Here is a 24,430-nt window from a genome sequence, read left to right as displayed (position 1 = left end):
AGCCATTAACATAGAAATAAACGCATGTTTTATCAACGAAAACCTGAAACCCGCTGCCCGATGTCGGAAAACCCGGCTTGGCCACCTCTGCAGATGGGCGCATACTGAACCCCCATGAGCGCTCCCCCGACAGAAACACTTCTTGATCTGCGTGGACTGGCCTGCCCCATGCCCGTTCTCAAAGCCAATCGTGCGCTTCGGGACATGCCACCGGGTGCGAAGCTGCGCATCCTGGCAACAGACCGCGCTTCCGTGGCGGATTTCCAGTCTTACTGCCGCGAAACCGGCCATGCGCTCATTGCGTTTACGGACACCGCAGGCGTGCTTTCCTTCATGATCCGGCGACGTGCAGAAACGTCACCATCCTGAGGAAACTCCAGCGTTCCCATGCTCGGGGCTGGCAAAACCTGTCTTCTGCCTGTAATCCCCTCGCTACCTTGTTCCAAAGTGTGCCTTGAGGCTTTTCATGCCCGAACCCATTGATGCCATGTCTTTCGAGGATGCCCTCTCCGAACTGGAGCGGATCGTCCGCGGCCTTGAAGGCGGCCAGATGAAGCTCGAGGACGCTATTTCCGCCTATGAACGCGGTGCTGCCCTGCGCAGGCACTGTGATGCGAAGCTGGGAGAGGCCGAGATGCGTGTCCGTGCCATCGTGCAGAACGATGACGGCACGACAGGCACGGAGCCTCTTGCCGATACCGGAGAGTCCGGCCGATGAATGCCCCTACCACGTCTGTTTCCCTGAAGGACGCGCTCGCCCGCGCCCGTTCCGAGATCGAAAACACGATCGACACCCTGCTGCCCATGGTGCCGGGAGACGAGTCCGTTCTCATTGAAGCCATGCGCTACGCAGCCCTCGGTGGCGGCAAGCGTCTGCGTGGCTTTCTGGCTGTCGAAGTGGCCACTTTGTTCGGCGCAGACCGCAAGGCCGCCCTGCGTGTCGCCGCATCGGTCGAACTGCTGCACGCCTATTCGCTGGTGCATGACGATCTGCCCTCCATGGACGATGACGATCTGCGTCGTGGCCAGCCGTCCACGCACAAGCAGTTTGATGAAGCCATCGCGATTCTGGCCGGTGATGCTCTTCAGACCCGTGCATTTGAAATTCTCGTCGAGCCTGAAACCAGCCCCAACGCGACCGTCCGCGCCAATCTGGCCCTTGCGCTTGCCCAGGCTTCCGGATCGGCCGGCATGATCGGCGGTCAGGTCATTGATATCCGCGGCGAAGGCCGCGCCCTCCCGCTGGACCAGGTCCGTCGTCTGCACGCCCTGAAGACCGGTGCCCTCATCCGCTATGCTGCCGAGTCTGGCGCCATTCTCGCCGATGTGGACGACGCCCGCCGCGCCGCCATCGTCGCCTATGGCCGTGATCTCGGGACCGCCTTCCAGGTTGCGGATGACGTTCTGGATTCCACAGCAACCGCCGAGGAACTCGGCAAAACCGCAGGCAAGGACGAAGCCAGCGGCAAATCAACCTATGTCTCCCTGCTTGGCATTGACGGTGCCCGCGCCGAAGCCCGTCGCCTGAGCGACCGGGCTCGGGAGGCCCTTTCATCTTTCGGTGCACAGGCCGACGCCCTCAGGGCTCTGGCAGATTATGTCGTCGAGCGCAGGAACTGATCCCATGAGCAAGAAGTCCTCCACGATTCCCACCTATGGCCGCTATCCGGAGCTGGATCGCGTCCGCTTCCCGGCTGACATGCGGAACCTGTCCGTCGACCAGCTCAAGCAGCTTGCCGATGAACTGCGCTCTGAAACCGTTGATGCCGTCTCCACCACGGGTGGCCATCTTGGCGCGTCCCTCGGCGTGGTCGAACTGACCGTTGCCCTGCACGCCGTCTTCAACACGCCTGATGATCGCATCATCTGGGACGTCGGTCACCAGGCATACCCGCACAAGATCCTGACGGGTCGCCGCGACCGTATCCGCACGCTGCGCCAGCCCGAGGGCCTGTCCGGCTTCACCCGCCGCGCGGAAAGCGAATACGACCCGTTCGGCGCTGCCCATTCCTCCACCTCGATCTCGGCTGGTCTTGGCATGGCCGTGGCGCACCACCTGCGCGCGGAAGAAGACCCGAGCTATCATGAGCGCAACGTCATCGCCGTGATCGGCGACGGCTCAATCTCCGCTGGCATGGCCTATGAAGCCATGAACAATGCGGCTGTTGCAGGCCCCGGCGCGAACCGCCTGATCGTGGTGCTGAACGACAACGAAATGTCAATCGCCCCGCCGGTCGGCTCGATGTCGGACTACCTGTCCCGCCTGATGTCCTCGCGCCAGTTCTTCAGCCTGCGCGATCTGGCCGGCAAGGTCGCCAAGCGTCTTCCGGGCAAGATCGAGCGCACCGCCAAGCGCGCCGAGGAATATGCCCGCGGCATGATCACGGGCGGCACGCTGTTCGAGGAACTCGGTTTCTACTATGTCGGCCCGGTCAACGGCCACGACATGAGCCAGCTCGTGCCGATCCTGCGCAACCTGCGCGACGCCGACGATCAGGGCCCGATCCTGCTGCACATCATCACCGAGAAGGGCCGCGGCTACAAACCCGCAGAAGCCGCCGGTGACAAGTACCACGCCGTCAGCAAGTTCAACGTGGTTACGGGCGAGCAGAAGAAGGCTCCCGCCGGTCCGCCGAGCTACACGTCCATCTTCAGCCGCGAACTGATGCGTCGCGCCAAGACCGACGACAAGCTGATCACCATCACGGCCGCCATGCCGTCCGGCACGGGCCTGAACGCTTTCGCCAAGGCCTATCCGGACCGCTTCTTCGACGTCGGCATTGCCGAGCAGCACGCCGTCACCTTCGCCGCCGGTATCGCGTCCGAAGGTCTGCGCCCGTTCTGCGCAATTTACTCGACCTTCCTGCAGCGCGCCTATGATCAGGTCGTCCATGACGTTGCCCTGCAAAACCTGCCGGTCCGCTTCGCCATTGACCGTGCCGGTCTGGTCGGTGCCGATGGCGCCACCCATGCCGGTGCCTTCGACCTGAACTATCTGTGCTGCCTGCCGAACATGGTCGTCATGGCGCCGTCCGACGAAGTCGAACTGCTGCATGCCACGGCCACGGCCTGCGAATACGATGCCGGTCCGATCGCCTTCCGCTACCCGCGTGGCAACGGCATTGGTCTGGATCTCCCGGAAAAGGGCGAAGTTCTGGAAATCGGCAAGGGTCGCATCGTGCGTGAAGCACGCCGTGCGCCGAATGCCCGCGGTGGCGTTGCCATCCTGTCGCTTGGCCCCCGCATGCACGAATCCCTGCGCGCAGCCGATCAGCTCGCCGCACAGGGCGTTCCCGTCACTGTTGCCGATGCCCGCTTTGCCAAGCCGATCGACAAGGCACTCGTCGAGGATCTCGCGCGCCAGCACGAAGTCTTCATCACGATTGAAGAAGGCGCCATTGGCGGCTTCAGCAGCCTCGTCGTTCAGCACCTCGCCGAGACCGGCCTGCTGGACAAGGTGAAGTTCCGTCCGATGGCCCTGCCGGATCGCTACATCGATCACAACACGCAGGACGCCCAGTACGAAGACGCAGGCCTGACCGCACCGCATATCGTACGCACCGCGGCAGACGCCCTTGGCGTCGAAGTCGCCCAGCAGTCCGCCTGAACGACTGATGGCCAAACGCCGCGCCGACCAGCTCCTCGTTGACCGGGGGCTGGTCGAAAGCCGGACACGGGCGCAGGCCCTGATCATGGCGGGCCTCGTCTATACGAGTGACCGCCGGATCGCGAAGGCCGGCGACCAGCTCCCTGAAGACGCTCCCCTCGCCCTCAAGGGGCAGGATCACCCCTGGGTGTCGCGTGGCGGCCTCAAGCTGATCCATGCCATCGAGCATTTCGGGCTGGACCCGAAAGGCCGCATCGCAATCGATGTCGGCGCCTCGACAGGCGGTTTCACGGACGTCCTGCTGACCCATGGGGCCGAAAAGGTCTATGCTGTAGACGTCGGACACGGCCAGCTTGCCTGGAAGATCCGCTCGGACGAACGCGTCGTCGTCCTGGAAAAGACGAACGCTCGCGCCCTGACGGCCGAGCAGATCCCCGAGCCCGCCGGGATCGTGGTCTGCGATGCCAGCTTCATCGGCCTGCGCACCGTCCTGCCTGCCGCCCTTGAACTCACGACACCGGATGCCTGGGCCGTCGCGCTCATCAAGCCCCAGTTCGAAGCCGGGCGCGGGGAAGTCGGCGCAAAAGGCGTCGTCCGGGACCCGGCCGTCCACGACCGTGTCTGCGAAGAAATCCGCGAATGGTTCGCAGATCTCCCCGGCTGGGAAGTCCTCGGGATCGAAGCCAGCCCCATTACCGGTCCTGAAGGCAATCGCGAGTTCCTGATCGCAGCCAGAAAAACCGGCACGGCACAGGCCACCGCGGAATAGTTTTCTAAAATAGTTTTACGGGGAAGACCGCGCTTTTCCTTTGGAACTGCGGGTCTTCCCCGTGCTATGGCTCCGCCGCCATGACAGCCGTAATCCATCCCGATATCCGCCCCCGAATCAATTCCGTCGCCTCTGACGACCTGAACGCTGCCGAGCGTGAACGCATCCGTGCGAAATCCGCCCTGTTCGCGCCGCCCGAGGCACGTCTTGCGGACGGACGGCGCGATCTGGTGGGCCTGTCCCGCGAAGAGCTGGCCGCGCTCATGACGGAAATCGGCGAGAAGCCCTTCCGCGCCAAGCAGCTCTGGCACTGGATCTACCATCAGGGCGCGACCGACTTCTCGGCCATGACGACCATCGCCAAGCCCATGCAGGCCAAGCTCGCCGAGCATTTCGTCGTCAGCCGCCCCACGACCGCGACCGAACAGACCTCCGTGGACGAGACGCGCAAGTTCCTCTTCCGCTTCCGCGACGGTCAGGAAGCCGAAACCGTCTACATCCCGGACCGTCGGGAAGACCGCGGCGCCGTCTGCATTTCCTCACAGGTCGGCTGCACCCTGTCCTGCACCTTCTGCCACACCGGCACGCAGAAGCTCGTGCGCAACCTCGGCCCCGCCGAGATCGTCGGTCAGTTCATGGCCGCACGCGACAGCTATGGCGAATGGCCCAGCCCCAGCGCGGACATGCCGCGCTACCTGTCCACCATCGTCCTGATGGGTATGGGCGAGCCGCTCTACAATTACGAAAATGTCGCCAAGGCCATGCGGATCATTATGGACGGCGAAGGCATCGCACTGTCCCGCCGCCGCATCACGCTCTCAACGTCCGGCGTAGTCCCGATGATGGACCGTTGCGGCGATGAGCTTGGCATCAACCTCGCGATCTCGCTGCACGCCGTCACCAACGAACTGCGCGACCAGATCGTGCCGCTCAACCGTAAATACCCGATCGAAGAGCTGATTGCCGCCTGCCGCCGCTATCCGGCCGCGTCCAACTCCCGGCGCATCACTTTCGAATACATCATGCTCCGTGGCGTGAATGACAGCGAAGCCGATGCCCGCGAGCTCGTGCGCCTGATCCGTGACCTGCCGGCCAAGGTGAACCTGATCCCGTTCAACCCCTGGCCAGGCTCGGATTTCCAGCCTTCGACCCGCCAGCAGCTCACGAAATTCGCCAACATCGTGATGGATGCCGGCTTCGCCTCTCCCATCCGTACGCCACGCGGTCAGGACATCCTCGCGGCCTGCGGTCAGCTGAAGACCGAAAGCGAGCGCCAGCGCCGCTCCGCCACCCCGGAAGCCTGACATTCGCCCGGTTTCCCTCTTCCCCCCGAGATGCTAGAAACGCTTCTCAAACGAAACACACCAAGGACCACCCAGTTATGAGCGCCCACCAGGACGTCAAGAAAGTTGTGCTCGCCTATTCTGGCGGCCTGGACACTTCGGTAATCCTCCGCTGGCTCCAGAAGACCTATAACTGCGAGGTCGTCACCTTCACCGCCGATCTCGGTCAGGGCGAAGAGCTCGAACCCGCCCGCAAGAAGGCCGAGATGTTCGGCGTCAAGGAGATCTTCGTCGAGGATCTGCGCGAAACCTTCGTGAAAGATTTCGTGTTCCCGATGTTCCGGGCCAACACGCTTTACGAAGGCCAGTACCTGCTGGGCACGTCCATCGCCCGTCCGCTGATCGCACAGCGCCAGATCGAGATCGCCGAAGCCGTCGGTGCCGATGCCGTGGCTCATGGCGCGACCGGCAAGGGCAACGATCAGGTCCGCTTCGAGCTCGGCTATTATTCGCTCAAGCCGGACGTGAAGGTCATCGCACCCTGGCGCGAGTGGGATCTGACGTCCCGCACGAAGCTCCTCGCTTTCGCTGAAGAGAACCAGATCCCGGTCACCAAGGACAAGCGCGGCGAAGCCCCCTTCTCCGTGGATGCGAACCTCCTGCACTCCTCTTCCGAGGGCAAGCTGCTCGAAGATCCGTCGATCGGCGCCGAGGAAATCGTCTTCCAGCGCACGATCTCGCCGGAAGCCGCACCCGACGTTGCAACCGAAATCACCATTGATTTCGTCAGCGGTGACCCGGTTGCCATCAACGGCGTTGAGATGACGCCGGCAACCCTGCTGACCCGTCTGAACGAACTGGGCCATGACAACGGTATCGGCCGTCTCGACATCGTGGAGAACCGCTTCGTGGGCATGAAGTCCCGCGGCATCTACGAGACGCCGGGCGGCACGATCCTGCTGGCGGCCCACCGTTCGATCGAAAGCATCACGCTCGACCGCGAAGCTGCCCATCTCAAGGACAGCATCATGCCGCGCTATGCCGAGATCATCTATAACGGCTTCTGGTTCTCGCCCGAGCGCCGGATGCTTCAGGCCCTCATCGACACCAGCCAGCATTCCGTGACCGGCCGTGTCCGCATGCGCCTGTACAAGGGCAATGTGACCTGCGTGGGTCGTGAAAGCCCGAACAGCCTGTATGATACCCGCGTCGTGACTTTCGAGGACGACGAAGGCGCCTATAATCAGCAGGACGCCCAGGGCTTCATCAAGCTCAACGCCCTGCGCCTGCGGCTTGGCGGCCAGATCGGCCGTCGCGGCGGTACGCTCTGATTTCTCAACAGACTCCCCGGGGGACCATGACCAGTCTGATCCGTCTTACATCCGCTTTCGCCCTGTGTGGCGCCCTCGCCCTGACGGGGTGCGCCGGTGGCCACAAGCAGGTGGATGATTCCGACCTGACGCCCGAGCAGTTCATGGCGAAAATCCATGCTGAACCCGGCGTCAAGACCCTGCCGGACGGCCTGTCCTACAAGGTTCTCCAGTCGGGTCCCAAGGATGGTGAAAGCCCGCATCATGGCTCCACCATCATGGTCATCTACGAAGGCCGCCTGCCTGACGGTGGCATCTTCGACAGCTCTGACCAGCACGGCAGCGGCGCCTATATGGAAATGCCGCTCAACGGCCTCGTGCAGGGCTGGCTCGAAGCCCTTCCCATGATGCATGTGGGCGACGAATGGATGCTCTACCTTCCGCCGAACCTCGGCTACGGCAAGCGCTCCATGGGCATTATCCCGCCCAACAGCCCGCTGATCTTCAAGATCCGTCTTCTGGGCGTCAATAATGGCGGTGGCGGCGGCCAGTAAAAGCCGCCTGCCCTTCCGGTTCGGACCTCAGGGTCTGGCCGGAAGGGTCCAGTGCGCATCACAGCGCGCTTCATAAAGTTCCTGATCGCCTGTCTCGAGCAGATGACCGGTCTCGTGGGTCTTTGCGGTCCAGGCCGCAGGTGCTCCACAGACGTGACAGCGCGCCTTCAGGGCAATGACTTCATCCGCTTCATTCATCAGCCGCGTCATAACGTCGAACGGTACGCGCCGGTAGTCGGTATCCAGCCCTCCGACCGTCACATGCGCGCCGCGTGAGCGCGCCTGCAGGATGTCCTGCACAATATCACCCCTGTAATGCGGCGAAACCCAGAACTGCCCCTCATCAAGCACAATGTGATCGTAACGGTCAGCATCCGCGGGCCAGACATTCGCAGACACAGCGGCCAGATGCGATCCGTCGCGACTCACAAGCTCGGAACCGTCGCGCGTGTCAAAATCGGGTTTGAGCGCCAGAACGTCTGTTTCCCTTTTCGCCGCAGCAATCAGATGCGCAGATTTGCCGGCAAACATGGGCCCGACATATACTACAAGACGTCCTTTGACGGTCATGGGATCTCCTTCCGATAGCGCCATGAGCCCTATTCCGACCGTTTTGCCAAGCCCGGCCTTGCTGAAACGCCTCTGAAAATGCCACAACGACAGTGTGATCAGAATTGACCCCGCTGTCCGGCTTCCCCTGTTTCTCGCCATTTCCATGGTGATAGTCTTCGTGATCGGCCATGCCTGGGAAAATCGTATCCAGGCCCCGCGCGAATACTCCAATGAATGCAGTATCTGCCATCATGGCGGCCATGGTCAGGTCTCTGAAATCGCCCCCATTTTCGGACGCGTCGGCCCGATTGCGCAAACGCCTGCCGGTCATCACTATCTCGTCGATGTCCTGCTTTACGGACTGGATGGCTCCATCACGGCCGGTGACGGCCATTACAACGGTGCCATGCCGTCTTTCCAGCGTCTGCCTGATGACGAAATCGCCCGTATCCTGACCTTCGTCGCAAGTCAGGAAATGTCCGGCAGTGCTCCAACCTTCACTGCTGCGGACATTGCCGCCGCCCGCACACATCCGATGTCGGCATCCGAGGTTCTGCAGGAACGCCAGAAGCTGGACCTGCAGACGCCCGTTCGATGAAACGCATCCCCCCTTCCCTGATTTTTTCAGAAACTGAAGACTGAATTCATGCAGCGCGTATTTTCCGGCATCCAGCCAACCGGCATCCCCCATCTGGGCAACTATCTCGGAGCGATCCGCAACTGGGTCACGCTGCAGGCAGATCATGACTGCGTCTTCTGTCTGGTGGACCTGCATTCCATCACCATGCCCTGGGACCCGCAGACCCTGCGCGAGCAGACGCTGGGCTCAACAGCCTGCCTTCTCGCAGCCGGCATCGAACCCACCCGCCTGTACAACCAGTCCGCCGTCAGTGCCCATGCCCGCCTTGGCTGGATCTTCAACTGCGTCTCCCGCCTCGGCTGGCTCAATCGCATGACGCAGTTCAAGGACAAGGCTGGCAAGAACCGCGAAAACCATTCGGCCGGACTTTACGTCTATCCGAACCTGATGGCCGCCGATATTCTGGCCTTCCACGCCACTCGCGTTCCTGTGGGCGAAGACCAGCGCCAGCATATCGAACTGACCAACGACATCGCCCAGAAATTCAATCACGACATGGGCGTGGAGTTCTTCCCGCAGGTCGAGGCGTTCATCCCACCCGCCGCAGCCCGTGTCATGAGCCTGCGTGACGGCAGCAAGAAGATGTCCAAGTCCGATCCGTCAGAACAGAGCCGCATCGTCCTGACCGACACAGCCGACGATATCGCCCTGAAAATCCGCCGCGCCAAGACCGATTCCGAACCGCTTCCCGGTGAAATGGATGGCCTGATCGACCGCCCGGAGGCCCGCAACCTCGTCTCCATCTATGCAGCGATGTCAGATGAAACGCCTGCCACCGTCCTCAGCCGCTTCAGCGGTCAGGGCTTTGGTCCGTTCAAAAATGCTCTGGCGGAACTTCTGGTCGAGCGTCTGGACCCGGTTGCCAGCGAAACAAAGCGCCTGCTTCAGGACGAAGCGTATCTTCTGTCCGTCCTGCGCGCAGGTGCGGAACGCGCCAACAGCATTTCCGAACCGATCGTTCAGGAAGCCGAACGCCTGGTCGGTTTCCTGCGCTAAAATCTCAGCTTCTGGACGACCGGGAAACCGGTTCGTTCAGAAGATCCATGATCTCGGCCGCCGCCGCATCCGCAGGCGTTCCCACAGGCGGCGAGAGCATGTCGAGCACGTCGGCAAACGCCATTCGCTGCTTTTCCACCATCTGCGGATCGCTCAGCAGCTTCGAGACCGTCTCGGCCAGCTTTTTCGGCGTGCAGTTTTCCTGAAGCAGCTCAGGCACCACCTCCCGCCCAGCCAGCAGATTGACCATCGCCACATGCGGCACCTTGATCAGACGCCGCGCAATCGTCGCCGTCACCGGGTTGACGCGATACGTCACCGCCATCGGCACATTGCCCATTGCCAGTTCCAGCGTGGACGTCCCTGATTTCGTCAGCGCGCACTGGGCGGCTGCAAACGCATCATGCTTGTCGTGAATATCGGTGACAATATGCGGCTGGATCGGCCATTTGCGGATCAGCTGACGGATGGTCGGCGCAATGACAGGCGCGACCGGAATAACCGGGCAGATATCCGGATACTGCACACGCAGGATATCCAACATCTTGCGGAACACAGGCAGAAGCCGGGGCGCTTCCGAACGCCGGCTTCCCGGCATCAGGATCACGACCGGCGCATGAGCCGGAATATTATGCCGCAGCCGGAACCGCTGACCGTCTCCGTTCCGAACGCCTGACTGAAGGACGGGATGACCGACAAAGCGTCCTTCCAGCCCGCGCTGCGCAAACCATTCCGGCTCGAACGGCAGCAGACACAGAAGCCGGTCCCAGAGCCCCGGAAACTCCTTGACCCGTTTTTCCCGCCAGGCCCAGACCTGCGGTGCAACGTAATGAACGCGCTTGATCCCGGAACGCTCGATTTTCTGCAACAGCCGCAGGGCAAAGCCCGGACTGTCGATCGTCACGACCAGATCGGGCTTGCGCAGTTCGATATCCTGCACAGCTTCCAGCAGACGCTGCGACAGCTGCCGCAGCCGGGGCACGACCTCGACCAGTCCCATGACGGCCAGATCGCTCATGGGAAACAGACTATGCAGCCCAAGCGCTTCCATACGCCCGCCCCCCACGCCGGCAAAAACCAGCGACGGGTCCTGCGCATGAAGCGCCTGCATGAGACGCGCGCCAATCACGTCCCCGCTGGCCTCACCCGCCAGAATCCAGATCACCCGCCCGTAACGGGGCATGGGCGTGGTCTTTTGGGAAGGGTCCCCTGAAGACTGTCCGTCAGATCCGGATTCTGGAAGAGAGTTCATCGACGCAGCACAGCCCCTGTTGCCTTGAGAACTGCAGCTTCCACTGATTTGGAAACCGCTTCAAGCTGCGTATCCGTAAGACTCTCGTTCTGTGGCTGCAAGACCACTTCCACACCAAGCGAACGATGCCCCTCCGGCAGGCTACCACCCTCGAACACGTCAAACAGGCGCACATCCTGCACCAGATTGCGATCCGCCATCCGCACGGCCTTCAGCACAGCCTGGATTTCAACATCCGGCCCCGCCACGAAAGCAAAGTCCCGGCGAACGGGCTGCAACGGCGACAGGACGGGTGCGGATTTACGCTTCGCTTTCGGCTGCGGCACCTGATCCAGATAGACCTCGAAGGCCACTACGGTCCCACTCAGCCCCAGCGCCCGCGCAACACGCGGATGCAGTTCACCGAACGTCCCCATGACCATCTTCGGTCCCTGCCGCACCTGACCCGACCGACCCGGATGATAGAATCCCGGCGCATCAGCCGTAACCGACAGCGCCGCTTCCGGCACACCCAGCGCAACAAGAGCCGCCGTCAGATCGGCCTTTGCCTCCCAAAGCGTCGCTTCATGCGCTGCAACACCCGGCTCACGCGCTGTCAGACCAGCCCGCAGGCCCGCCAGACGCAGATGCTGTCCGGTCGCATCGAAGCTCGGCCCAACCTCGAACAGCGCACCCTCACCCGACAGACCCAGACCATGGGCCAGATTGCGTGACAGGGCCCGCGCCAGATTGATCAGCGGCGTCGGACGAAGCTGATCTAGATCGGTGGCAATCGGGTTCAGCAGATGCTGCGTTTCGGGCACATCCCCAAACAAGGCCGCATCATCCTGCGCCACGAACGAGAAGCCGACTGTCTCTGTCAGCCCGCGTGCCACACAGACACGACGCAGCAGAGCCGCACGAGCCTGCAGGGGCGTCACGGCCGGGGACGGCACAACCGTCGCCTGCGGCAGCGCCACTGCCGGAACATTGTCCAGCCCGTAAAGCCGCAGCACTTCCTCAAGCAGGTCGCATTCCGCTTCCATCGCCTGAACACGATTGGCAGCCTTGATAGCCACGTCTTCATCCAGCGTCGGGGCCTGCGCCAGAACCTGACCGGAGGCAACGTCATTCCGCCAGGATGGCACAAGGAACGTTGCCGCCTCGTCCGAGCGCTCCGTCACTTCGAAACCGAGATGCTCCAGCGAGCGCACGGCATCATCCGCCGCAATATCCACGCCACCAAGTGTCTTAAGGCGCTCGAAACGCAGCGTCGCCGTCCGCTTCCAGTCCGGCAGGGCACCGGCTTCGGTGATCTCGCTCACCTCACCGCCACACAGGTCCCGGATCATGGTCGTTGCGGCTTCAAGCCCGTTGAGAACCTGCGCCGGGTCGATCCCACGCTCGAAACGCTGCCGCGCATCAGTATGGATGGCCAGACGACGTCCCGTCAGCGCGATCCGCACAGGATCGAACAGCGCGGATTCCACGAACACATCGGTGGTGTTTTCGTCAACGCCGCTGTGCTCGCCACCGATCAGACCGGCAAGCGACTGCACACCAGCCTCGTCAACGATGACCATGTCCTCGGTGCCGAGCACGTATTCCTTGCCATCAAGACCTGTGAAGGTCTCGCGGGCCGCATGTGTTACCGTCAGCGTATCGCCTTTAAGTTTTGCAACATCAAAGACATGCAGCGGACGACCAAGATCGTATGTGAGGTAGTTCGTCACATCGACGAGCGCGGAAATCGGCTTGACCCCGACTGATTCCAGACGGCGCTGCAGCCAGTCCGGGCTCGGCCCGTTTTTCACACCCCGGATGACACGCCCGACAATATACGGACAGGCCGGATGCTCGGTTTTCCATGTCAGCGCAGACGGGAAATCTCCCTCCACCGCTTCTGTCAGCCAGGGCTTCAGCCGGCCAATGCCAGCCGCGGCCAGATCCCGCGCAATGCCGCGGATGCTCAGCGCATCACCACGATTGGGCGTAATCGCGATCTCAATGACAGGATCATCCAGCTCGGCATAAGCGGCGTAAGACTCTCCAATCGGCGCCGTTTCGGAAAGCTCGGCAATACCATTGCTTTCCTCACCAAGCCCCAGTTCACGCAGGGAGCACAGCATGCCGCCGCTCTCCTGCCCCCGGATCTTGCCCTTCTTGATGGTGATGTCGAGGCCGGGAATATACGTCCCCGGAGCCGCAAAGATCACATGCAGACCGGCCCGCGCATTCGGCGCACCGCAGACGACCTGCACATCTTCAAAACCGCCACCAGCGGCAACCCGGCAGACCTGAAGCCGGTCCGCATCCGGATGGCGATGCGCCTCCACGATCTTGGCGGTCCGGAAACCCACCAGACGATCAGCAGGGTTTTCAACACCCTCAACCTCAAGCCCGATGACATTCAGCCGGGCACAGATCTCTTCAACAGAAGCCGTAAAATCAAGATGTTCGCGCAGCCAGGAAAGAGAGAACTTCATGTCACACGCCCTCCGTCAGCGTGGCAGGCGAGAATGCCGAAAATCCGTAATGACGCAGCCAGCGCAGATCGCTTTCGTAGAAAGATCGCAGATCGGGAATGCCGTTCTTCAGCATCGCCAGACGCTCGATCCCCATCCCGAACGCAAAACCCTGCCATTCGGACGGATCAAGTCCGCAGTTCGCCAGAACCCGCGGATGGATCATCCCGGACCCCAGAACCTCAAGCCAGTCAGAGCCACCACCGATCTCACCAGTTGCCTTCGACCAGCCGATATCAACTTCCATGGAAGGCTCGGTGAACGGGAAGTAGGACGCACGGAACCGGACAGGCAGGTTCGGCTTGTCGAAATAGACGCGCAGGAACTCGATCAGGCAGCCTTTGAGATGGCCAAGCGTGATGTTACGATCGACCACAAGACCCTCGCACTGATGGAACATCGGTGAATGGGTGGCGTCATGATCGGCACGATAGGTGCGGCCAGGTGCGATGATCCGGATCGGTGGCTTCGACCCCAGCATCGTCCGGATCTGCACACCCGAGGTCTGCGTGCGCAGAACCCGCGGCTCCCCGCCCTCGGTCTTTGGCGGCAGATAAAACGTATCATGCTCGGTGCGCGCAGGATGATGATCCGGCGTGTTGAGCGCCGAGAAATTGTGCCACTGACTTTCGATGTCCGGCCCTTCGGCAACGGAGAAACCCATCGCGCCGAAAATGGCCGTCATTTCTTCAATGGTGCGGCTGATGGGATGGATGGTGCCCGTCACGACCGCAGGTGCCGGCATCGTCACATCCACGCGCTCGGAACGCAGACGGGCCTGAAGCGCCTCTTCCTCGATATCGCGACCACGGGCCTCGATGGCAACCGTCAGTTCATCGCGCAGACGGTTCAGCGCCTGACCGCGCTCCTTGCGCTCCTGCGGCTCCAGCTTGCCCAGCTGCTTGAGCAGACCGGTCAGCGCACCGGACTTGCCCAGCGTTCCGACGCGGATCGCGTCCCACTGGGCGCGATCCTGCGCTCCGGCCAGCGCAGCCAGCGTGTCATTCCTGAGTGTATCGAGATCGTCAGCCATACCGCCCATCCCCTGCAGCACAAAACAAAACGGGCCGTCCTGATAACAGGACGGCCCGCCAGTCACCAGACCCCCAAGGGGATCAAGCCGGAAAAGCTCAGCCGAGAGCGGCCTGGGCCTTCTTCACGATTTCACCGAAAGCGGCGCTATCGTCAAAAGCGATGGCGGCGAGGACCTTACGGTCGATCTCGATGCCAGCCTTGTCCAGACCATTGATGAAGCGGCTGTACGTCAGACCATGCTCGCGGACGGCAGCGTTGATACGCTGGATCCACAGGGCGCGGAAATCACGCTTCTTGTTGCGACGGTCACGATACGCATAACGCAGCGCCTTCTCGACGCGCTCCAGAGCAATGCGGTAGTTCGTGGACGAACGGCCGCGATAGCCCTTGGCGAGCTCGAGAACCTTCTTGTGACGGGCGTGCGACGTTACGCCCCGCTTGACACGTGCCATTTACCTTATCTCCTTACGAAAGCCCGTAGGGCGCCCACTGCTTGACTGTCTTCGCATCCATGTCCGTCATGGTCTGGGGACCACGGTTGGTGCGCTTCATCTTCTGCGGACGGTTGATAAGGCCATGGCGCTTGTTGCCCGGGCCGCACATCACTTTGCCGGTCGCGGTGATCTTGAACCGCTTCTTGACCGACGACTTGGTCTTCATCTTGGGCATTTCGGTCTCCCTCGCCGTAAACGATTGGTCCTGCATGCAGCGGGACTCTGCACGGCCGGGCATGCCACTCGTGGCCCGGACGCGTGCGCGGAGCGGTGTCCTTATCTCAAGGCAAAGTGCTCTGCAAGCGCATTATTTTCTTGAACGCTCAATCATAAGTACTTCCTTTCCTCAAGTCACGACGTCGTGAGAGGCCTCACAGTGACGTGAGCAATATGAACCTTCTGACATCTTGACCCTTGTCGTCCTTCCATGTGCTTTTCCCGAAGTCACCGTGCTTCATCAGAACAACAGCTCCAGGAACATCATGAGCACAACATCCCGGCCAGGGCTCTGGGCCCTGATTACGGCCGCGGTATTCGCGCTTTGCGGCGCGATCCTTACCGTTGGCGGCGCATGGGTCGCTGCCATCGGCGGCCCTCTCTACTATGTCCTCCTTGGCCTGGCACTTCTCGCCACGGCTTTCCTCTCATTCCGGCGCAATCCGGCTGCCCTCTACCTTTTTGCACTTGTTGTCTTCGCAACGGTCATCTGGGAACTCACGGTTGTCGGTCTCGACATCTGGGCCCTGATCCCGCGTTCGGACATCGTCATCATCCTCGGCATCTGGCTGCTGCTACCGTTCGTCTCCCGCCAAATCGGCGGCACGCGGACGACCGTCTTGCCGCTCGCCGGCGCCGTTGGCGTTGCGGTTCTGGCCCTGTTCGCCAGCCTCTTCACCGACCCGCATGATATCGGCGGCGAACTGCCGACGCAGATCGCAAACGCCTCTCCTGCCGATCCGGACAACGTCCCGGCCAGCGAGTGGCATTCCTATGGCCGTACCCAGGCTGGTGACCGCTGGTCCCCGCTGAACCAGATCAACGCGTCCAACGTCAGCAACCTCAAGGTCGCATGGCATATCCACACCAAGGATATGATGAACTCCAACGACCCGGGCGAAGCGACGAATGAAGCGACCCCGATCGAGTTCAACAACACGCTTTACATGTGCTCGCTGCATCAGAAGCTGTTTGCGGTTGATGGTGCCACCGGCAACATCAAGTGGGTCTACGATCCCAAGCTCCAGATCAACCCGGGCTTCCAGCATCTGACCTGCCGTGGTGTCAGCTTCCACGAAACGCCGGCCAGCGCGACGGATTCCGATGGCAATCCCGCTCCGACGGACTGCGCCAAGCGCATCATCCTGCCGGTCAATGATGGCCGTCTGGTTGAAGTCGATGCCGACACGGGCAAGACCTGCTCCGGCTTTGGCAATAACGGCGAGATCGATCTGCGCGTTCCGAACCAGCCCTACACGACGCCCGGCCAGTACGAGCCGACGTCCCCGCCGGTCGTTACGGACAAGCTGATCATCGCCAACAGCGCCATCACCGATAACGGTTCGATCAAGCAGGCTTCCGGCGCTACGCAGGCTTTCGACGTCTATACCGGCAAGCGCGTCTGGGTGTTCGATGCGTCCAACCCGGATCCGAACCAGCTTCCGGATGAAAGCCATCCTGTCTTCCACCCGAACTCCCCGAACTCCTGGATCGTGTCGTCCTACGACAAGAACCTGAACCTCGTGTACATCCCGATGGGCGTGGGAACTCCCGACCAGTGGGGCGGTGACCGCACGAAGGAATCCGAGCGTTTCGCTCCGGGTATCGTTGCGCTGAACGCTGACACGGGCAAGCTCGCCTGGTTCTACCAGACCGTCCATCACGATCTGTGGGACATGGACGTGGCCTCCCAGCCGAGCCTGGTCGACATCACGCAGAAGGACGGTACGATTGTTCCGGCCATCTACGCTCCGACCAAGATCGGTGACATCTTTGTCCTCGACCGTCGCACCGGCAAGGAAATCGTCCCGGCTCCGGAAACCCCGGTTCCCGGCGGTGCAGCTCCTGGTGACCATACCAGCCCGACACAGCCGATGTCGCAGCTGACACTGCGTCCGAAGGCTCCGCTGAATGATTCCGATATCTGGGGCAGTACGATCTTCGACCAGATGTTCTGCAGCATCTACTTCCACAGACTGCGCTACGAAGGCCCCTTCACGCCGCCGTCACTCAATGGTTCGCTGGTCTTCCCGGGCGATCTGGGAATGTTCGAATGGGGCGGTCTGGCCGTCGATCCGCAGCGTCAGGTGGCTTTTGCCAACCCGATCTCCCTGCCGTTCGTCTCCCAGCTTGTTCCCCGTGGACCGGGCAACCCGCTCTGGCCTGAAAAGGACGCCAAGGGCACGGGTGGCGAAACCGGCCTGCAGCACAACTATGGCATTCCGTATGCCGTCAACCTGCATCCGTTCCTGGATCCGGTGCTGCTGCCGTTCGGCATCAAGGTGCCCTGCCGTACGCCGCCCTGGGGCTATGTCGCCGGTATTGACCTGAAGACCAACAAGGTCGTCTGGCAGCACCGTAACGGCACCCTGCGTGACTCGATGTATGGCAGCTCCCTGCCGATCCCGCTGCCGCCGATCAAGATCGGTGTCCCGAGCCTCGGTGGCCCGCTCTCCACGGCTGGCAATCTCGGCTTCCTGACGGCGTCCATGGATTACTACATCCGTGCGTACAACCTGACGACGGGCAAGGTGCTGTGGCAGGACCGTCTGCCGGCTGGTGCCCAGGCAACGCCGATCACCTATGCCATCAACGGCAAGCAGTACATTGTGACCTATGCAGGTGGACACAACTCGTTCCCGACCCGCATGGGCGACGACATCATCGCCTACGCCCTGCCGGATCAGAAATGATCTGACAGGACCGTTGAGGTCATGAAAAAGGGGAAGTGCTTTCGGGCACTTCCCCTTTTTTTGTTCTGGCAGGCTGGCAAAAATGGCAACCGTTACATAAAGTAACACAAATATCCCGAGACGAGAGACATATCATGAGGCTGCCCATCACCCGCCCCGCCCTTGTCATGGTCACCCTTGTGGCTGGCAGTACGATGGCGGCACAGGCCGAGGATCACCCTCTCGGCGCCATGCTGGATCCCCATCATCACGGGCAGCTTATCTACCCGCCTGCCGAACTTGAACAGCGCAGGAACGGAACGGCTCATATCCGCTGCACCATCAGCCCTGCCGGTTTCCCCACCGAATGCCAGACCACGGCCTCGCAGCCGGACTTTGCTCTGGCGGCCGAAAATCTGGCCTATACGTCAAATTTCTTGCCGGCTTATGAAGGCAGCGATCCCGTCCAGGGCACATGGGAAAAGACCTACACGTTCCACGCCTTCCCCGACCTGACGAAGCCCCTCCTCGACAAGACTCATCTGATGAGATTACCCCATTACCCCGAGGCTGCTGATGTGGCTGGCATTGGCGGCCATATCTCCGTCACCTGCCAGATCGATCAGATCGGCGTAGCCCATGACTGCACGGCCAGTGATGGTCCTGCCATCCTGCAGCGCGCCTCGCTCGCCTATTTCGGTCTGGCACGTTACTATCCGGCCCTTAAGGACGGACAGCCCGTTCCAGGACAGTATCAAGGCAATATCAACTGGGATCCAACACACCCGGTAGATCAGAAGGGTTTCCGTTAATCGCCGGAAATCGAAGCAACCCGGACCTTGTTCGAAACGTATTGCATTCTTCTCGGAACGCCGGGACATGGGCCGCAGTCTCATGGCCTGGCTCTGCTCTGGAGACCAAAGCCCATGTCCTTCCGTCGCCTTTCCGTCGCCACCCTCGCCGTTCTGGCGCTCGGCGCCCAGATGGCCCATGCCAAGCCCCCCTGTCGTGACGACAAGAGCAAGTTCGTCAAATGCGAAGCGCCGCAGAAACCCCAACCCTGCCGTGACAGACAGGGCAAGTTTACGAAGTGTCCGCCGCCTGTCAGCGGAACGCCGCCCGCAAATGGTCCTGCTCCGTCAGCAGCTCCGCCATACAGCATGACCGGCGGCAAGATTCCGTCCGCATCGGAAAATCACCCGCAGTAAGCTTTCGCAAAAACCCCCGCCGGTTCAGGCCAGCGGGGGTTTTTTATACCTAGTGGGATGCGCGCTTCTGAATGGCCTGCGCCATGGCCTCGACCCCGTTGCCCCGGTTCGTCGAGAGCGCCTTGACCAGACCCATATCGTGCAGAAATACCGGGCTTGTCGCCAAGATCTCCGATTTCGGACGGCCGGAATAAACCCTCAGCAGAAGTGCTACGAGCCCCTGAACGATCGCGGCATCGGACGCACCGGCAAAAAACAGCTTCCCGTCCCGTTCAACCGCTTCCAGCCAGACCTGACTCTGACAGCCCGGCACCCGGTGCGCATCATCCTGCCATTCTTCCGGGAAGGGCGGCAGCTTGCGCCCCATCTCGATGATGTATTGATACCGCTCCATCCAGTCATCAAACAGACCCAGCTCCGCCTCGATTTCCTCGATGGCAGCAGCAGCCGTGTCCTCCTGGGGCACAAGATAGACATCACTCACGCGTCTCAATCTCCATTCAGTCTTGATGCCGTCATACAGTCCTGAACAAGCCGGCTATGAAGCGTCAGGGCTCACAGACTGCATGGTCTCGGCAACCGCCTTGCGCAGACTGTCCTGCGTAAAAGGCTTCGGCAAAAGCAGCCCGTTTTCCGGAGCCGGCATATCATCCGTATGACCGCTGATAAACAGCACTTTCAGGCCGGGAAGAACGTCCAGCAGGGCTCGCGCACAGGCCAGACCGTTATGATCGGGCATCCGCATGTCAATAATCGCCAGTTCGAACGGCGCAGCCGGATCCACCTGCTTCAGCGCATCGCCCAGCGATGCAACAGCGGTCACCTCATGCCCGTCCTGAGACAGGAAACCTGCAGTGACCATCCGGACCGGTGCCTCATCGTCCAGCACCAGAACCTTCAGGGGCCGACCAATTTCGTCCGTGCTGCCTTCAGGAAGCGCTACCCGCTCCTGCGAAACACGAGCGACCGGCAGCACCAGTGTCATGCGTGTCCCTTCACCCACCACACTATCGACAATGATCTCGCCATAACTCCGGCTCAGAAACCCATAAACGCTCGACAGACCCAGTCCCGTCCCGCGCCCGACATCCTTGGTCGTAAAGAAGGGGTCAAAGATCCTCGCCGCAACTTCCGGCGGCATGCCCGCACCTTCATCGATGACCTCAAGCGCCACCGCCCGATCCGGGCAGCACTCGGCCGGCAGATCGGTCCGCTTCTGCTCGATAACACGCGCGCTGATCCGCACGGTCCCACCGTCCGCCATCGCATCCCGCGCATTCACACAGAGATTCAGAAGCGCCATTTCCAATTGATCCGCATCCGACCAGACCGGCGGCAGATCCAGCGGAAATTCCTCGATACACAGCGCACAGGGCGCCGAGGACGTTGGAACACCGCGTTTCTTGAGGCTCTGACGCAGCAGATCCGCCAGTCCTGGCAGAAGCTGTTCCAGAGACACCGCCGAAAGCCGAGCTTCGCGTGGGCGTCCGAACTGAAGCAGGCGCCGCGTCAGAACTGCCCCGCGCTGGGCAGAGTCCGCAGCGTTACGAAGAAGCGCCAGAGAAGCCTCATCCAGATCGGCAATATCCTCCAGCAGTTCGAGAGACCCCGAAATCGCCGCAAGGAGATTATTGAAATCATGCGCAATCCCCCCCGCAAGCGTCCCCAGCGACTGGAGTTTCTCTGCCTGCCGGAGCCGTGACTCCATCACGACGCGTGATGTCACGTCCCGGTCCATGCTGACCTGCCAGGCGTCTGCAGGCGACGCTCCTTCCGGCCAGGCCAGCGCCAGCCGCGTCAGTTCATGCCAGCGCGTAGATGTCTTGCCGTCACCTTCCGTCAGGACTTCCCCGACCAGACGCTCTTCCTGCCCCGATCTGCGAACATCCTCGCGCATGGCATCAATGTCCGACCGCAGACTTTCAGGAAAATGAGCCTGCTCGATCTCGGCCCCGCTCTCGGCCTCATCCCGCACATTGCTGCGGATGCAGCGGCCATCCCTGTCCGAAAAGACAAGCCCGATAGGAAGCGCTTCCATCAGCCCTCGCAGAAGCGCCTGCTCCGTTCTCAGAGCCCGCTGCGCCAGACAATGCTGCGTGACTTCGCCAACCAGAGAACGCAGCGCATCTGAGTCCCAAGGTTTGTGCACATAAGCCTGCACCTGCCCCTGGTTGAGGGCCGATACAACGGCCTCAAGATCGGCATACCCCGTCAGAAGGATACTGCGGGCGTCTGAAAACGCCCGGGCCTGCATGAGCAGCTGATCGCCGGTCAGCCCCGGCATCCGCTGATCGGAAATAATGGTCGCAACGTCCCGGTGCTCACGCAACAAATCCAGCGCCTGCAGCGGGTCCGTTGTGGACAGGATTTCATACTGGTCTTCCAGCAGATCCGTCAGGGCAACGAGGATTTCTTCCTCATCGTCCACCAGCAGGATCAAAGGCCGTGTCGGCCCTTTTGCGCTCCAGAAAGTCATGCTGCGCGACCAGTCGCCACCGGCCCCTCCTCGGTCATGCGAACGGGAAGACTCAACCGGAAACACGCTCCGATGCCATGCCCGCCCGGCAGATTGGCGTCCGTTACCTCAATCGCACCGTCATGCGCCTCCATGACGCTATAGGCAATGGCCAGACCCAGACCCGTTCCGGTTCCCACGGGCTTCGTCGTGAAAAACGGGTCGAAAATCCGCGTCCGAAGCTCATGCGGCAAGCCAGGCCCGTCATCGCTGATGCTCATTTCATAACGTCCGTTTTCAAGACGCGATGCAATGACGATCCGACCCCGCACCACGTCCCCATCCGCAGACATGTCCGCCAGCGCATCGGCCGAATTGGAGATGATGTTCATGACAACCTGATTAAGGAATGCCGGCTGACAGACCAGTTCAGCCGGCGCCTGAAGATCCTTCTCCACCACGATCCCCGGCCCCAGCTTGTGCGCCAGAAGGGCAAGTGCCGTGTCTAGAGCGGCCGGAACGTCCACCTTCTGGAACGAACTTTCATCCAGGCGCGAAAATCTCCGCAGGCTCAGCACCAAATTCTGGATGCGCTGCAATCCCAGCTTCATGGACTCCAGCCGGGACATGCCCTTCTTCGTCAGGGCCATCGCTTCGTCAGACGCATTCACGCCCTGCAACCGCTTGAGCGTCCGCGTCACGGTGTCGGCATGCGCGATCGTGAAGGCGAGCGGATTGTTGATCTCATGCGCGATCCCCGCCACCAGTTCACCCAGCGACGCCATTTTCGCCGTCTGAACGAGCTTGGACTGCGCCTGAAGAAGCTGCTCGTTCGTTCGCGCCAGTTCCATATTGGCCTGCGCCAATGCTTCGGCCATTTCCGCCTTGGCACGCGCTGCCTCCAGCGTCAGGGCGTTCTGCTGACGCTCGATTTCCTGCTGCCGGAACTCGTCCTGCGCCATCCTGCGCTGCGCCAGTGTGCGGATCCGCATGGCCAGCGCCTCAAGCGCGATATCGCTGGGCACGAGATCATCAATCCCGGCCTCAAAGAACTCACCGGAAGACTGCCGCCGAAAACGCGACGCCTCCACGATGCCCAGCGTCCGGAACGGAATCCCACCCGCTTCCAGAACGGCCTGCCGACGCGCATCCAGAAGACGGCAGAACTTCAGATCCTCCTCTCCGCTGCCCAGTTCAAGAACCAGACAGTCCGGACTATCCGCTCCCCGCAGCCAGCCGCCCTCGATCAGATCATCGGACCGCTCAATGGATGTCACGGTATGCCCGTCACGCCAGAGCAGCTCGCCCAGCGTGGTCTCAGGCACATCTTCGACCACATCTTCCTCGTCCTCATCCTCCCGTGGAGAATTGACGATGACGATCCGTGACCGCCGCAACCGCGACGCCTCGTCAACCTGCAGGAGTTCCGGTCCTTCGCGCAGAAGAGCACGCATCCGCAGAACCATCAGATCCGGATGAGCCGATTTGGAGATATAGGCGTCCGCGCCACTCTCCAGCCCCTCGCGCTCCACACCCGGCGAGGCATCCTCGGTCAGCATCAGGATCGGAATATTGCGGGTCAGCGCATCCAGACGCAGCCGCCGCGCCAGCTGGCCTCCGCTCATGCCCGGCAGCTCGGTGCAGGCGACCACCAGATCCGGCATGGTCTCCTCGATCGTACCAAGCCCCTCTTCGCCGCTCCTGGCACAGGTCAGAGCAAAGCCTTCCTTGACCAGAACGCGGGCAATCTTGCGGGCATGATCACAGTCAGGCTCGACCAGAACGACGCGGGGCATGTTCGGCGTCACCGGAGGCATCTCGAACTCAGGAAAAGGCATGACAGCACGGGAAAGTTTGCATTGGCATTCTCTTGCAGCTAGTCCGAAGTGAACCATTCGTCCGATTTCAGGGGCGAAGACTAACTCCCGTTGCCGGACCACTGGAAGCCATATCTATGGACATGCAGCCCCCACCCCATATCACGGACCGTCTGCTCGGCAGCAGAAGCCGAAGTGATTCGTCGATGACAACCTCATCCATGATCCGGATGGGCGTGTGGTCCGTCTGCTATTTCGCGTTCTATCTGGCCCAGCAGGTTGCGGAACTCATGGCGCCTCTGCTGCTCATTCTGGGGCTCGGCTGGTACATTCTTCCTCATATCGTCAACGCCATTACGACAAGCGCGGCAAGCGCAGATCCCCAGGCCCGCGACATCATGAACCATGTCGCCGGAACGCTTCCGAACCATCTGCAGATCGGCAGTCACCTGATCACGCCGAGTTCTCTCATTTTCGACGGAATCCTGCTCATGGCCATCGCCGCCATTGGCGCCACGGTTTCGGCTCTCGCCGCCCGCAACATGTAAGACATGCCGGGGTCAGGAAAGATGGCCGGCCCCGGGCAGAAAACCGAAAATACCTGCGCCCTTGCAGTACCACAGCGCGGCAACACCGGATCCCGCCACAACCAGACTGGCGCCCCAGGCGGCAATCCAGGCGCCCGTGGACCCGATCATCGACGGCCCGGTATTATCCGTGCGCGTCCGGATATCGCCAGCAGACCGAGAGTGAAGCACGGCAGAACGACGGGCACTGTTCCGGCTGGCCATGCTCCCGATTGCCGGCCCCTGCGTCTCGTTTCTGGACACCGGCGCTTCGGCGACAGCAGGAGCCTGAACGCTTGATTCTTCCGGAACTTCAAAGACGGCAGGTTCCGCCGCCCCGGCATCCGGCGCCGCTTCAGTTGCAACAGCCGGAGATGCGATATCCCAGCTGTCTCCACAGTTGGCGCAGCGCAGCCGCTTGACCCCCTTTGCCAGTGCCTCCGGAACCTCAAAGACTGCATGACAATGAGGGCATTCAACGCGCATTCAATCAATCCCTT

At 61.5% G+C, this 24,430-nt stretch carries 24 protein-coding genes; 14 read left to right on the top strand and 10 right to left on the bottom strand.

Annotated elements, in window-relative coordinates; genetic code table 11:
• Positions 1-114 precede the first annotated feature (114 nt).
• The 8 genes from ACJ2A4_RS12740 (at position 115) to ACJ2A4_RS12705 (ending at position 7,523) form a co-directional block, all read left to right on the top strand.
• A complete protein-coding gene (locus tag ACJ2A4_RS12740) occupies positions 115-369 on the top strand; it encodes a sulfurtransferase TusA family protein (RefSeq protein ID WP_062509462.1) in 255 nt (84 codons plus the stop codon).
• A 97-nt stretch (positions 370-466) separates the two neighbouring features.
• Positions 467-718: an exodeoxyribonuclease VII small subunit gene (locus ACJ2A4_RS12735; protein WP_011251836.1), complete on the top strand. Its 252-nt coding sequence runs from the start codon at positions 467-469 to the stop codon at positions 716-718.
• On the top strand, positions 715-1,620 hold the full coding sequence (locus ACJ2A4_RS12730) for a polyprenyl synthetase family protein (protein WP_408873093.1): 906 nt from the start codon (positions 715-717) through the stop codon (positions 1,618-1,620). Before ACJ2A4_RS12735 ends, ACJ2A4_RS12730 begins: the two co-directional genes overlap by 4 nt.
• Positions 1,621-1,624: 4 nt before the next feature.
• Positions 1,625-3,607: a 1-deoxy-D-xylulose-5-phosphate synthase gene (dxs, locus tag ACJ2A4_RS12725; RefSeq protein ID WP_408873092.1), complete on the top strand. Its 1,983-nt coding sequence runs from the start codon at positions 1,625-1,627 to the stop codon at positions 3,605-3,607.
• 7 nt (positions 3,608-3,614) lie between these two features.
• Positions 3,615-4,376, top strand: coding sequence for a TlyA family RNA methyltransferase (locus ACJ2A4_RS12720; protein ID WP_408873091.1), 762 nt, complete (start codon positions 3,615-3,617; stop codon positions 4,374-4,376).
• An 80-nt stretch (positions 4,377-4,456) separates the two neighbouring features.
• Positions 4,457-5,680, top strand: a complete 1,224-nt coding sequence (gene rlmN, locus ACJ2A4_RS12715) for a 23S rRNA (adenine(2503)-C(2))-methyltransferase RlmN (protein WP_011251840.1) — start codon at positions 4,457-4,459, stop codon at positions 5,678-5,680.
• 77 nt (positions 5,681-5,757) lie between these two features.
• On the top strand, positions 5,758-6,990 hold the full coding sequence (locus ACJ2A4_RS12710) for an argininosuccinate synthase (RefSeq protein ID WP_408873090.1): 1,233 nt from the start codon (positions 5,758-5,760) through the stop codon (positions 6,988-6,990).
• Positions 6,991-7,016: 26 nt separating this feature from the next.
• Positions 7,017-7,523 (top strand): FKBP-type peptidyl-prolyl cis-trans isomerase, encoded by a 507-nt coding sequence (locus ACJ2A4_RS12705; protein ID WP_408873089.1) that lies wholly within the window; start codon positions 7,017-7,019, stop codon positions 7,521-7,523.
• A gap of 27 nt (positions 7,524-7,550) precedes the next feature.
• Here the strand turns inward: ACJ2A4_RS12705 and ACJ2A4_RS12700 are convergent, their stop codons facing one another.
• Positions 7,551-8,093, bottom strand: a complete 543-nt coding sequence (locus ACJ2A4_RS12700; RefSeq protein WP_408873088.1) for a thymidine kinase — start codon at positions 8,091-8,093, stop codon at positions 7,551-7,553.
• Between the two features lie 94 nt (positions 8,094-8,187).
• On the opposite strand from ACJ2A4_RS12700, the gene ACJ2A4_RS12695 reads away from it, so the two are divergent.
• Together ACJ2A4_RS12695 and trpS are read left to right on the top strand one after the other, a co-directional pair.
• Positions 8,188-8,673, top strand: coding sequence for a cytochrome c (locus tag ACJ2A4_RS12695; RefSeq protein WP_367632631.1), 486 nt, complete (start codon positions 8,188-8,190; stop codon positions 8,671-8,673).
• A gap of 48 nt (positions 8,674-8,721) precedes the next feature.
• The gene (gene trpS, locus ACJ2A4_RS12690; protein WP_408873087.1) at positions 8,722-9,711 is read left to right on the top strand and encodes a tryptophan--tRNA ligase; all 990 of its coding nucleotides are present in this window, start codon (positions 8,722-8,724) and stop codon (positions 9,709-9,711) included.
• Between the two features lie 4 nt (positions 9,712-9,715).
• Here trpS and lpxB read toward each other — a convergent pair whose 3' ends face one another.
• The 5 genes from lpxB to rpmI form a co-directional block, all read right to left on the bottom strand.
• The gene (gene lpxB, locus ACJ2A4_RS12685; protein ID WP_062509481.1) at positions 9,716-10,963 is read right to left on the bottom strand and encodes a lipid-A-disaccharide synthase; all 1,248 of its coding nucleotides are present in this window, start codon (positions 10,961-10,963) and stop codon (positions 9,716-9,718) included.
• On the bottom strand, positions 10,960-13,428 hold the full coding sequence (pheT, locus tag ACJ2A4_RS12680) for a phenylalanine--tRNA ligase subunit beta (RefSeq protein ID WP_408873086.1): 2,469 nt from the start codon (positions 13,426-13,428) through the stop codon (positions 10,960-10,962). Before pheT ends, lpxB begins: the two co-directional genes overlap by 4 nt.
• 1 nt (position 13,429) lies before the next feature.
• Complete coding sequence (pheS, locus tag ACJ2A4_RS12675; protein ID WP_408873085.1) at positions 13,430-14,500, bottom strand: phenylalanine--tRNA ligase subunit alpha; 1,071 nt, start codon at positions 14,498-14,500, stop codon at positions 13,430-13,432.
• A gap of 97 nt (positions 14,501-14,597) precedes the next feature.
• Entirely contained in the window at positions 14,598-14,954 is a 357-nt protein-coding gene (rplT, locus tag ACJ2A4_RS12670) for a 50S ribosomal protein L20 (protein WP_011251849.1), read from the bottom strand.
• A 13-nt stretch (positions 14,955-14,967) separates the two neighbouring features.
• The gene (gene rpmI, locus ACJ2A4_RS12665; RefSeq protein WP_062509484.1) at positions 14,968-15,171 is read right to left on the bottom strand and encodes a 50S ribosomal protein L35; all 204 of its coding nucleotides are present in this window, start codon (positions 15,169-15,171) and stop codon (positions 14,968-14,970) included.
• Between the two features lie 307 nt (positions 15,172-15,478).
• Between rpmI and ACJ2A4_RS12660 the strand changes: the two genes are divergently transcribed.
• From ACJ2A4_RS12660 to ACJ2A4_RS12650, 3 genes are all read left to right on the top strand, one after another.
• Positions 15,479-17,905: a glucose/quinate/shikimate family membrane-bound PQQ-dependent dehydrogenase gene (locus tag ACJ2A4_RS12660; protein ID WP_408873084.1), complete on the top strand. Its 2,427-nt coding sequence runs from the start codon at positions 15,479-15,481 to the stop codon at positions 17,903-17,905.
• Between the two features lie 134 nt (positions 17,906-18,039).
• Positions 18,040-18,696: an energy transducer TonB gene (locus ACJ2A4_RS12655; RefSeq protein WP_408873083.1), complete on the top strand. Its 657-nt coding sequence runs from the start codon at positions 18,040-18,042 to the stop codon at positions 18,694-18,696.
• Positions 18,697-18,810: 114 nt separating this feature from the next.
• Positions 18,811-19,092, top strand: coding sequence for a hypothetical protein (locus ACJ2A4_RS12650; protein WP_408873082.1), 282 nt, complete (start codon positions 18,811-18,813; stop codon positions 19,090-19,092).
• Between the two features lie 49 nt (positions 19,093-19,141).
• On the opposite strand, the gene ACJ2A4_RS12645 is transcribed toward ACJ2A4_RS12650, so the two are convergent.
• Genes ACJ2A4_RS12645 through ACJ2A4_RS12635 form a run of 3 tightly spaced genes read right to left on the bottom strand, consistent with a single transcriptional unit; the run spans position 19,142 to position 23,343 of the window.
• Positions 19,142-19,576, bottom strand: a complete 435-nt coding sequence (locus ACJ2A4_RS12645; RefSeq protein WP_194259080.1) for a SufE family protein — start codon at positions 19,574-19,576, stop codon at positions 19,142-19,144.
• Positions 19,577-19,630: 54 nt separating this feature from the next.
• Entirely contained in the window at positions 19,631-21,568 is a 1,938-nt protein-coding gene (locus tag ACJ2A4_RS12640) for a response regulator (RefSeq protein ID WP_408873081.1), read from the bottom strand.
• Positions 21,565-23,343 carry an ATP-binding protein gene (locus tag ACJ2A4_RS12635; RefSeq protein ID WP_408873080.1) on the bottom strand — a complete coding sequence of 593 codons (1,779 nt, stop codon included), beginning with the start codon at positions 23,341-23,343 and terminating at the stop codon, positions 21,565-21,567. The genes ACJ2A4_RS12640 and ACJ2A4_RS12635 overlap by 4 nt, the downstream gene beginning before the upstream one ends.
• Positions 23,344-23,501: 158 nt before the next feature.
• Between ACJ2A4_RS12635 and ACJ2A4_RS12630 the strand changes: the two genes are divergently transcribed.
• The gene (locus ACJ2A4_RS12630) at positions 23,502-23,912 is read left to right on the top strand and encodes a hypothetical protein (protein WP_408873079.1); all 411 of its coding nucleotides are present in this window, start codon (positions 23,502-23,504) and stop codon (positions 23,910-23,912) included.
• 12 nt (positions 23,913-23,924) lie between these two features.
• Here the strand turns inward: ACJ2A4_RS12630 and ACJ2A4_RS12625 are convergent, their stop codons facing one another.
• Complete coding sequence (locus tag ACJ2A4_RS12625; protein ID WP_408873078.1) at positions 23,925-24,416, bottom strand: zinc-ribbon domain-containing protein; 492 nt, start codon at positions 24,414-24,416, stop codon at positions 23,925-23,927.
• Positions 24,417-24,430: the final 14 nt, after the last annotated feature.

This window comes from Gluconobacter roseus, from assembly GCF_046058915.1.
GTDB lineage: Bacteria > Pseudomonadota > Alphaproteobacteria > Acetobacterales > Acetobacteraceae > Gluconobacter > Gluconobacter roseus_A.
Note: the sequence above shows the minus strand (reverse complement) of the source record. Positions and strands in the feature narration are given on the sequence as shown.

Coding starts and splice junctions, on each gene's coding strand:
- rplT (WP_011251849.1), bottom strand. CDS start 14,954: ATGGCACGTGTCAAGCGGGGCGTAACGTCGCACGCCCGTCACAAGAAG.
- rpmI (WP_062509484.1), bottom strand. CDS start 15,171: ATGCCCAAGATGAAGACCAAGTCGTCGGTCAAGAAGCGGTTCAAGATC.
- ACJ2A4_RS12660 (WP_408873084.1), top strand. CDS start 15,479: ATGAGCACAACATCCCGGCCAGGGCTCTGGGCCCTGATTACGGCCGCG.
- pheT (WP_408873086.1), bottom strand. CDS start 13,428: ATGAAGTTCTCTCTTTCCTGGCTGCGCGAACATCTTGATTTTACGGCT.
- trpS (WP_408873087.1), top strand. CDS start 8,722: ATGCAGCGCGTATTTTCCGGCATCCAGCCAACCGGCATCCCCCATCTG.
- ACJ2A4_RS12700 (WP_408873088.1), bottom strand. CDS start 8,093: ATGACCGTCAAAGGACGTCTTGTAGTATATGTCGGGCCCATGTTTGCC.
- ACJ2A4_RS12735 (WP_011251836.1), top strand. CDS start 467: ATGCCCGAACCCATTGATGCCATGTCTTTCGAGGATGCCCTCTCCGAA.
- ACJ2A4_RS12635 (WP_408873080.1), bottom strand. CDS start 23,343: ATGCCCCGCGTCGTTCTGGTCGAGCCTGACTGTGATCATGCCCGCAAG.
- lpxB (WP_062509481.1), bottom strand. CDS start 10,963: ATGAACTCTCTTCCAGAATCCGGATCTGACGGACAGTCTTCAGGGGAC.
- ACJ2A4_RS12655 (WP_408873083.1), top strand. CDS start 18,040: ATGAGGCTGCCCATCACCCGCCCCGCCCTTGTCATGGTCACCCTTGTG.
- ACJ2A4_RS12625 (WP_408873078.1), bottom strand. CDS start 24,416: ATGCGCGTTGAATGCCCTCATTGTCATGCAGTCTTTGAGGTTCCGGAG.
- ACJ2A4_RS12705 (WP_408873089.1), top strand. CDS start 7,017: ATGACCAGTCTGATCCGTCTTACATCCGCTTTCGCCCTGTGTGGCGCC.
- ACJ2A4_RS12640 (WP_408873081.1), bottom strand. CDS start 21,568: ATGACTTTCTGGAGCGCAAAAGGGCCGACACGGCCTTTGATCCTGCTG.
- ACJ2A4_RS12720 (WP_408873091.1), top strand. CDS start 3,615: ATGGCCAAACGCCGCGCCGACCAGCTCCTCGTTGACCGGGGGCTGGTC.
- rlmN (WP_011251840.1), top strand. CDS start 4,457: ATGACAGCCGTAATCCATCCCGATATCCGCCCCCGAATCAATTCCGTC.
- dxs (WP_408873092.1), top strand. CDS start 1,625: ATGAGCAAGAAGTCCTCCACGATTCCCACCTATGGCCGCTATCCGGAG.
- ACJ2A4_RS12740 (WP_062509462.1), top strand. CDS start 115: ATGAGCGCTCCCCCGACAGAAACACTTCTTGATCTGCGTGGACTGGCC.
- ACJ2A4_RS12650 (WP_408873082.1), top strand. CDS start 18,811: ATGTCCTTCCGTCGCCTTTCCGTCGCCACCCTCGCCGTTCTGGCGCTC.
- ACJ2A4_RS12630 (WP_408873079.1), top strand. CDS start 23,502: ATGGACATGCAGCCCCCACCCCATATCACGGACCGTCTGCTCGGCAGC.
- ACJ2A4_RS12710 (WP_408873090.1), top strand. CDS start 5,758: ATGAGCGCCCACCAGGACGTCAAGAAAGTTGTGCTCGCCTATTCTGGC.
- pheS (WP_408873085.1), bottom strand. CDS start 14,500: ATGGCTGACGATCTCGATACACTCAGGAATGACACGCTGGCTGCGCTG.
- ACJ2A4_RS12730 (WP_408873093.1), top strand. CDS start 715: ATGAATGCCCCTACCACGTCTGTTTCCCTGAAGGACGCGCTCGCCCGC.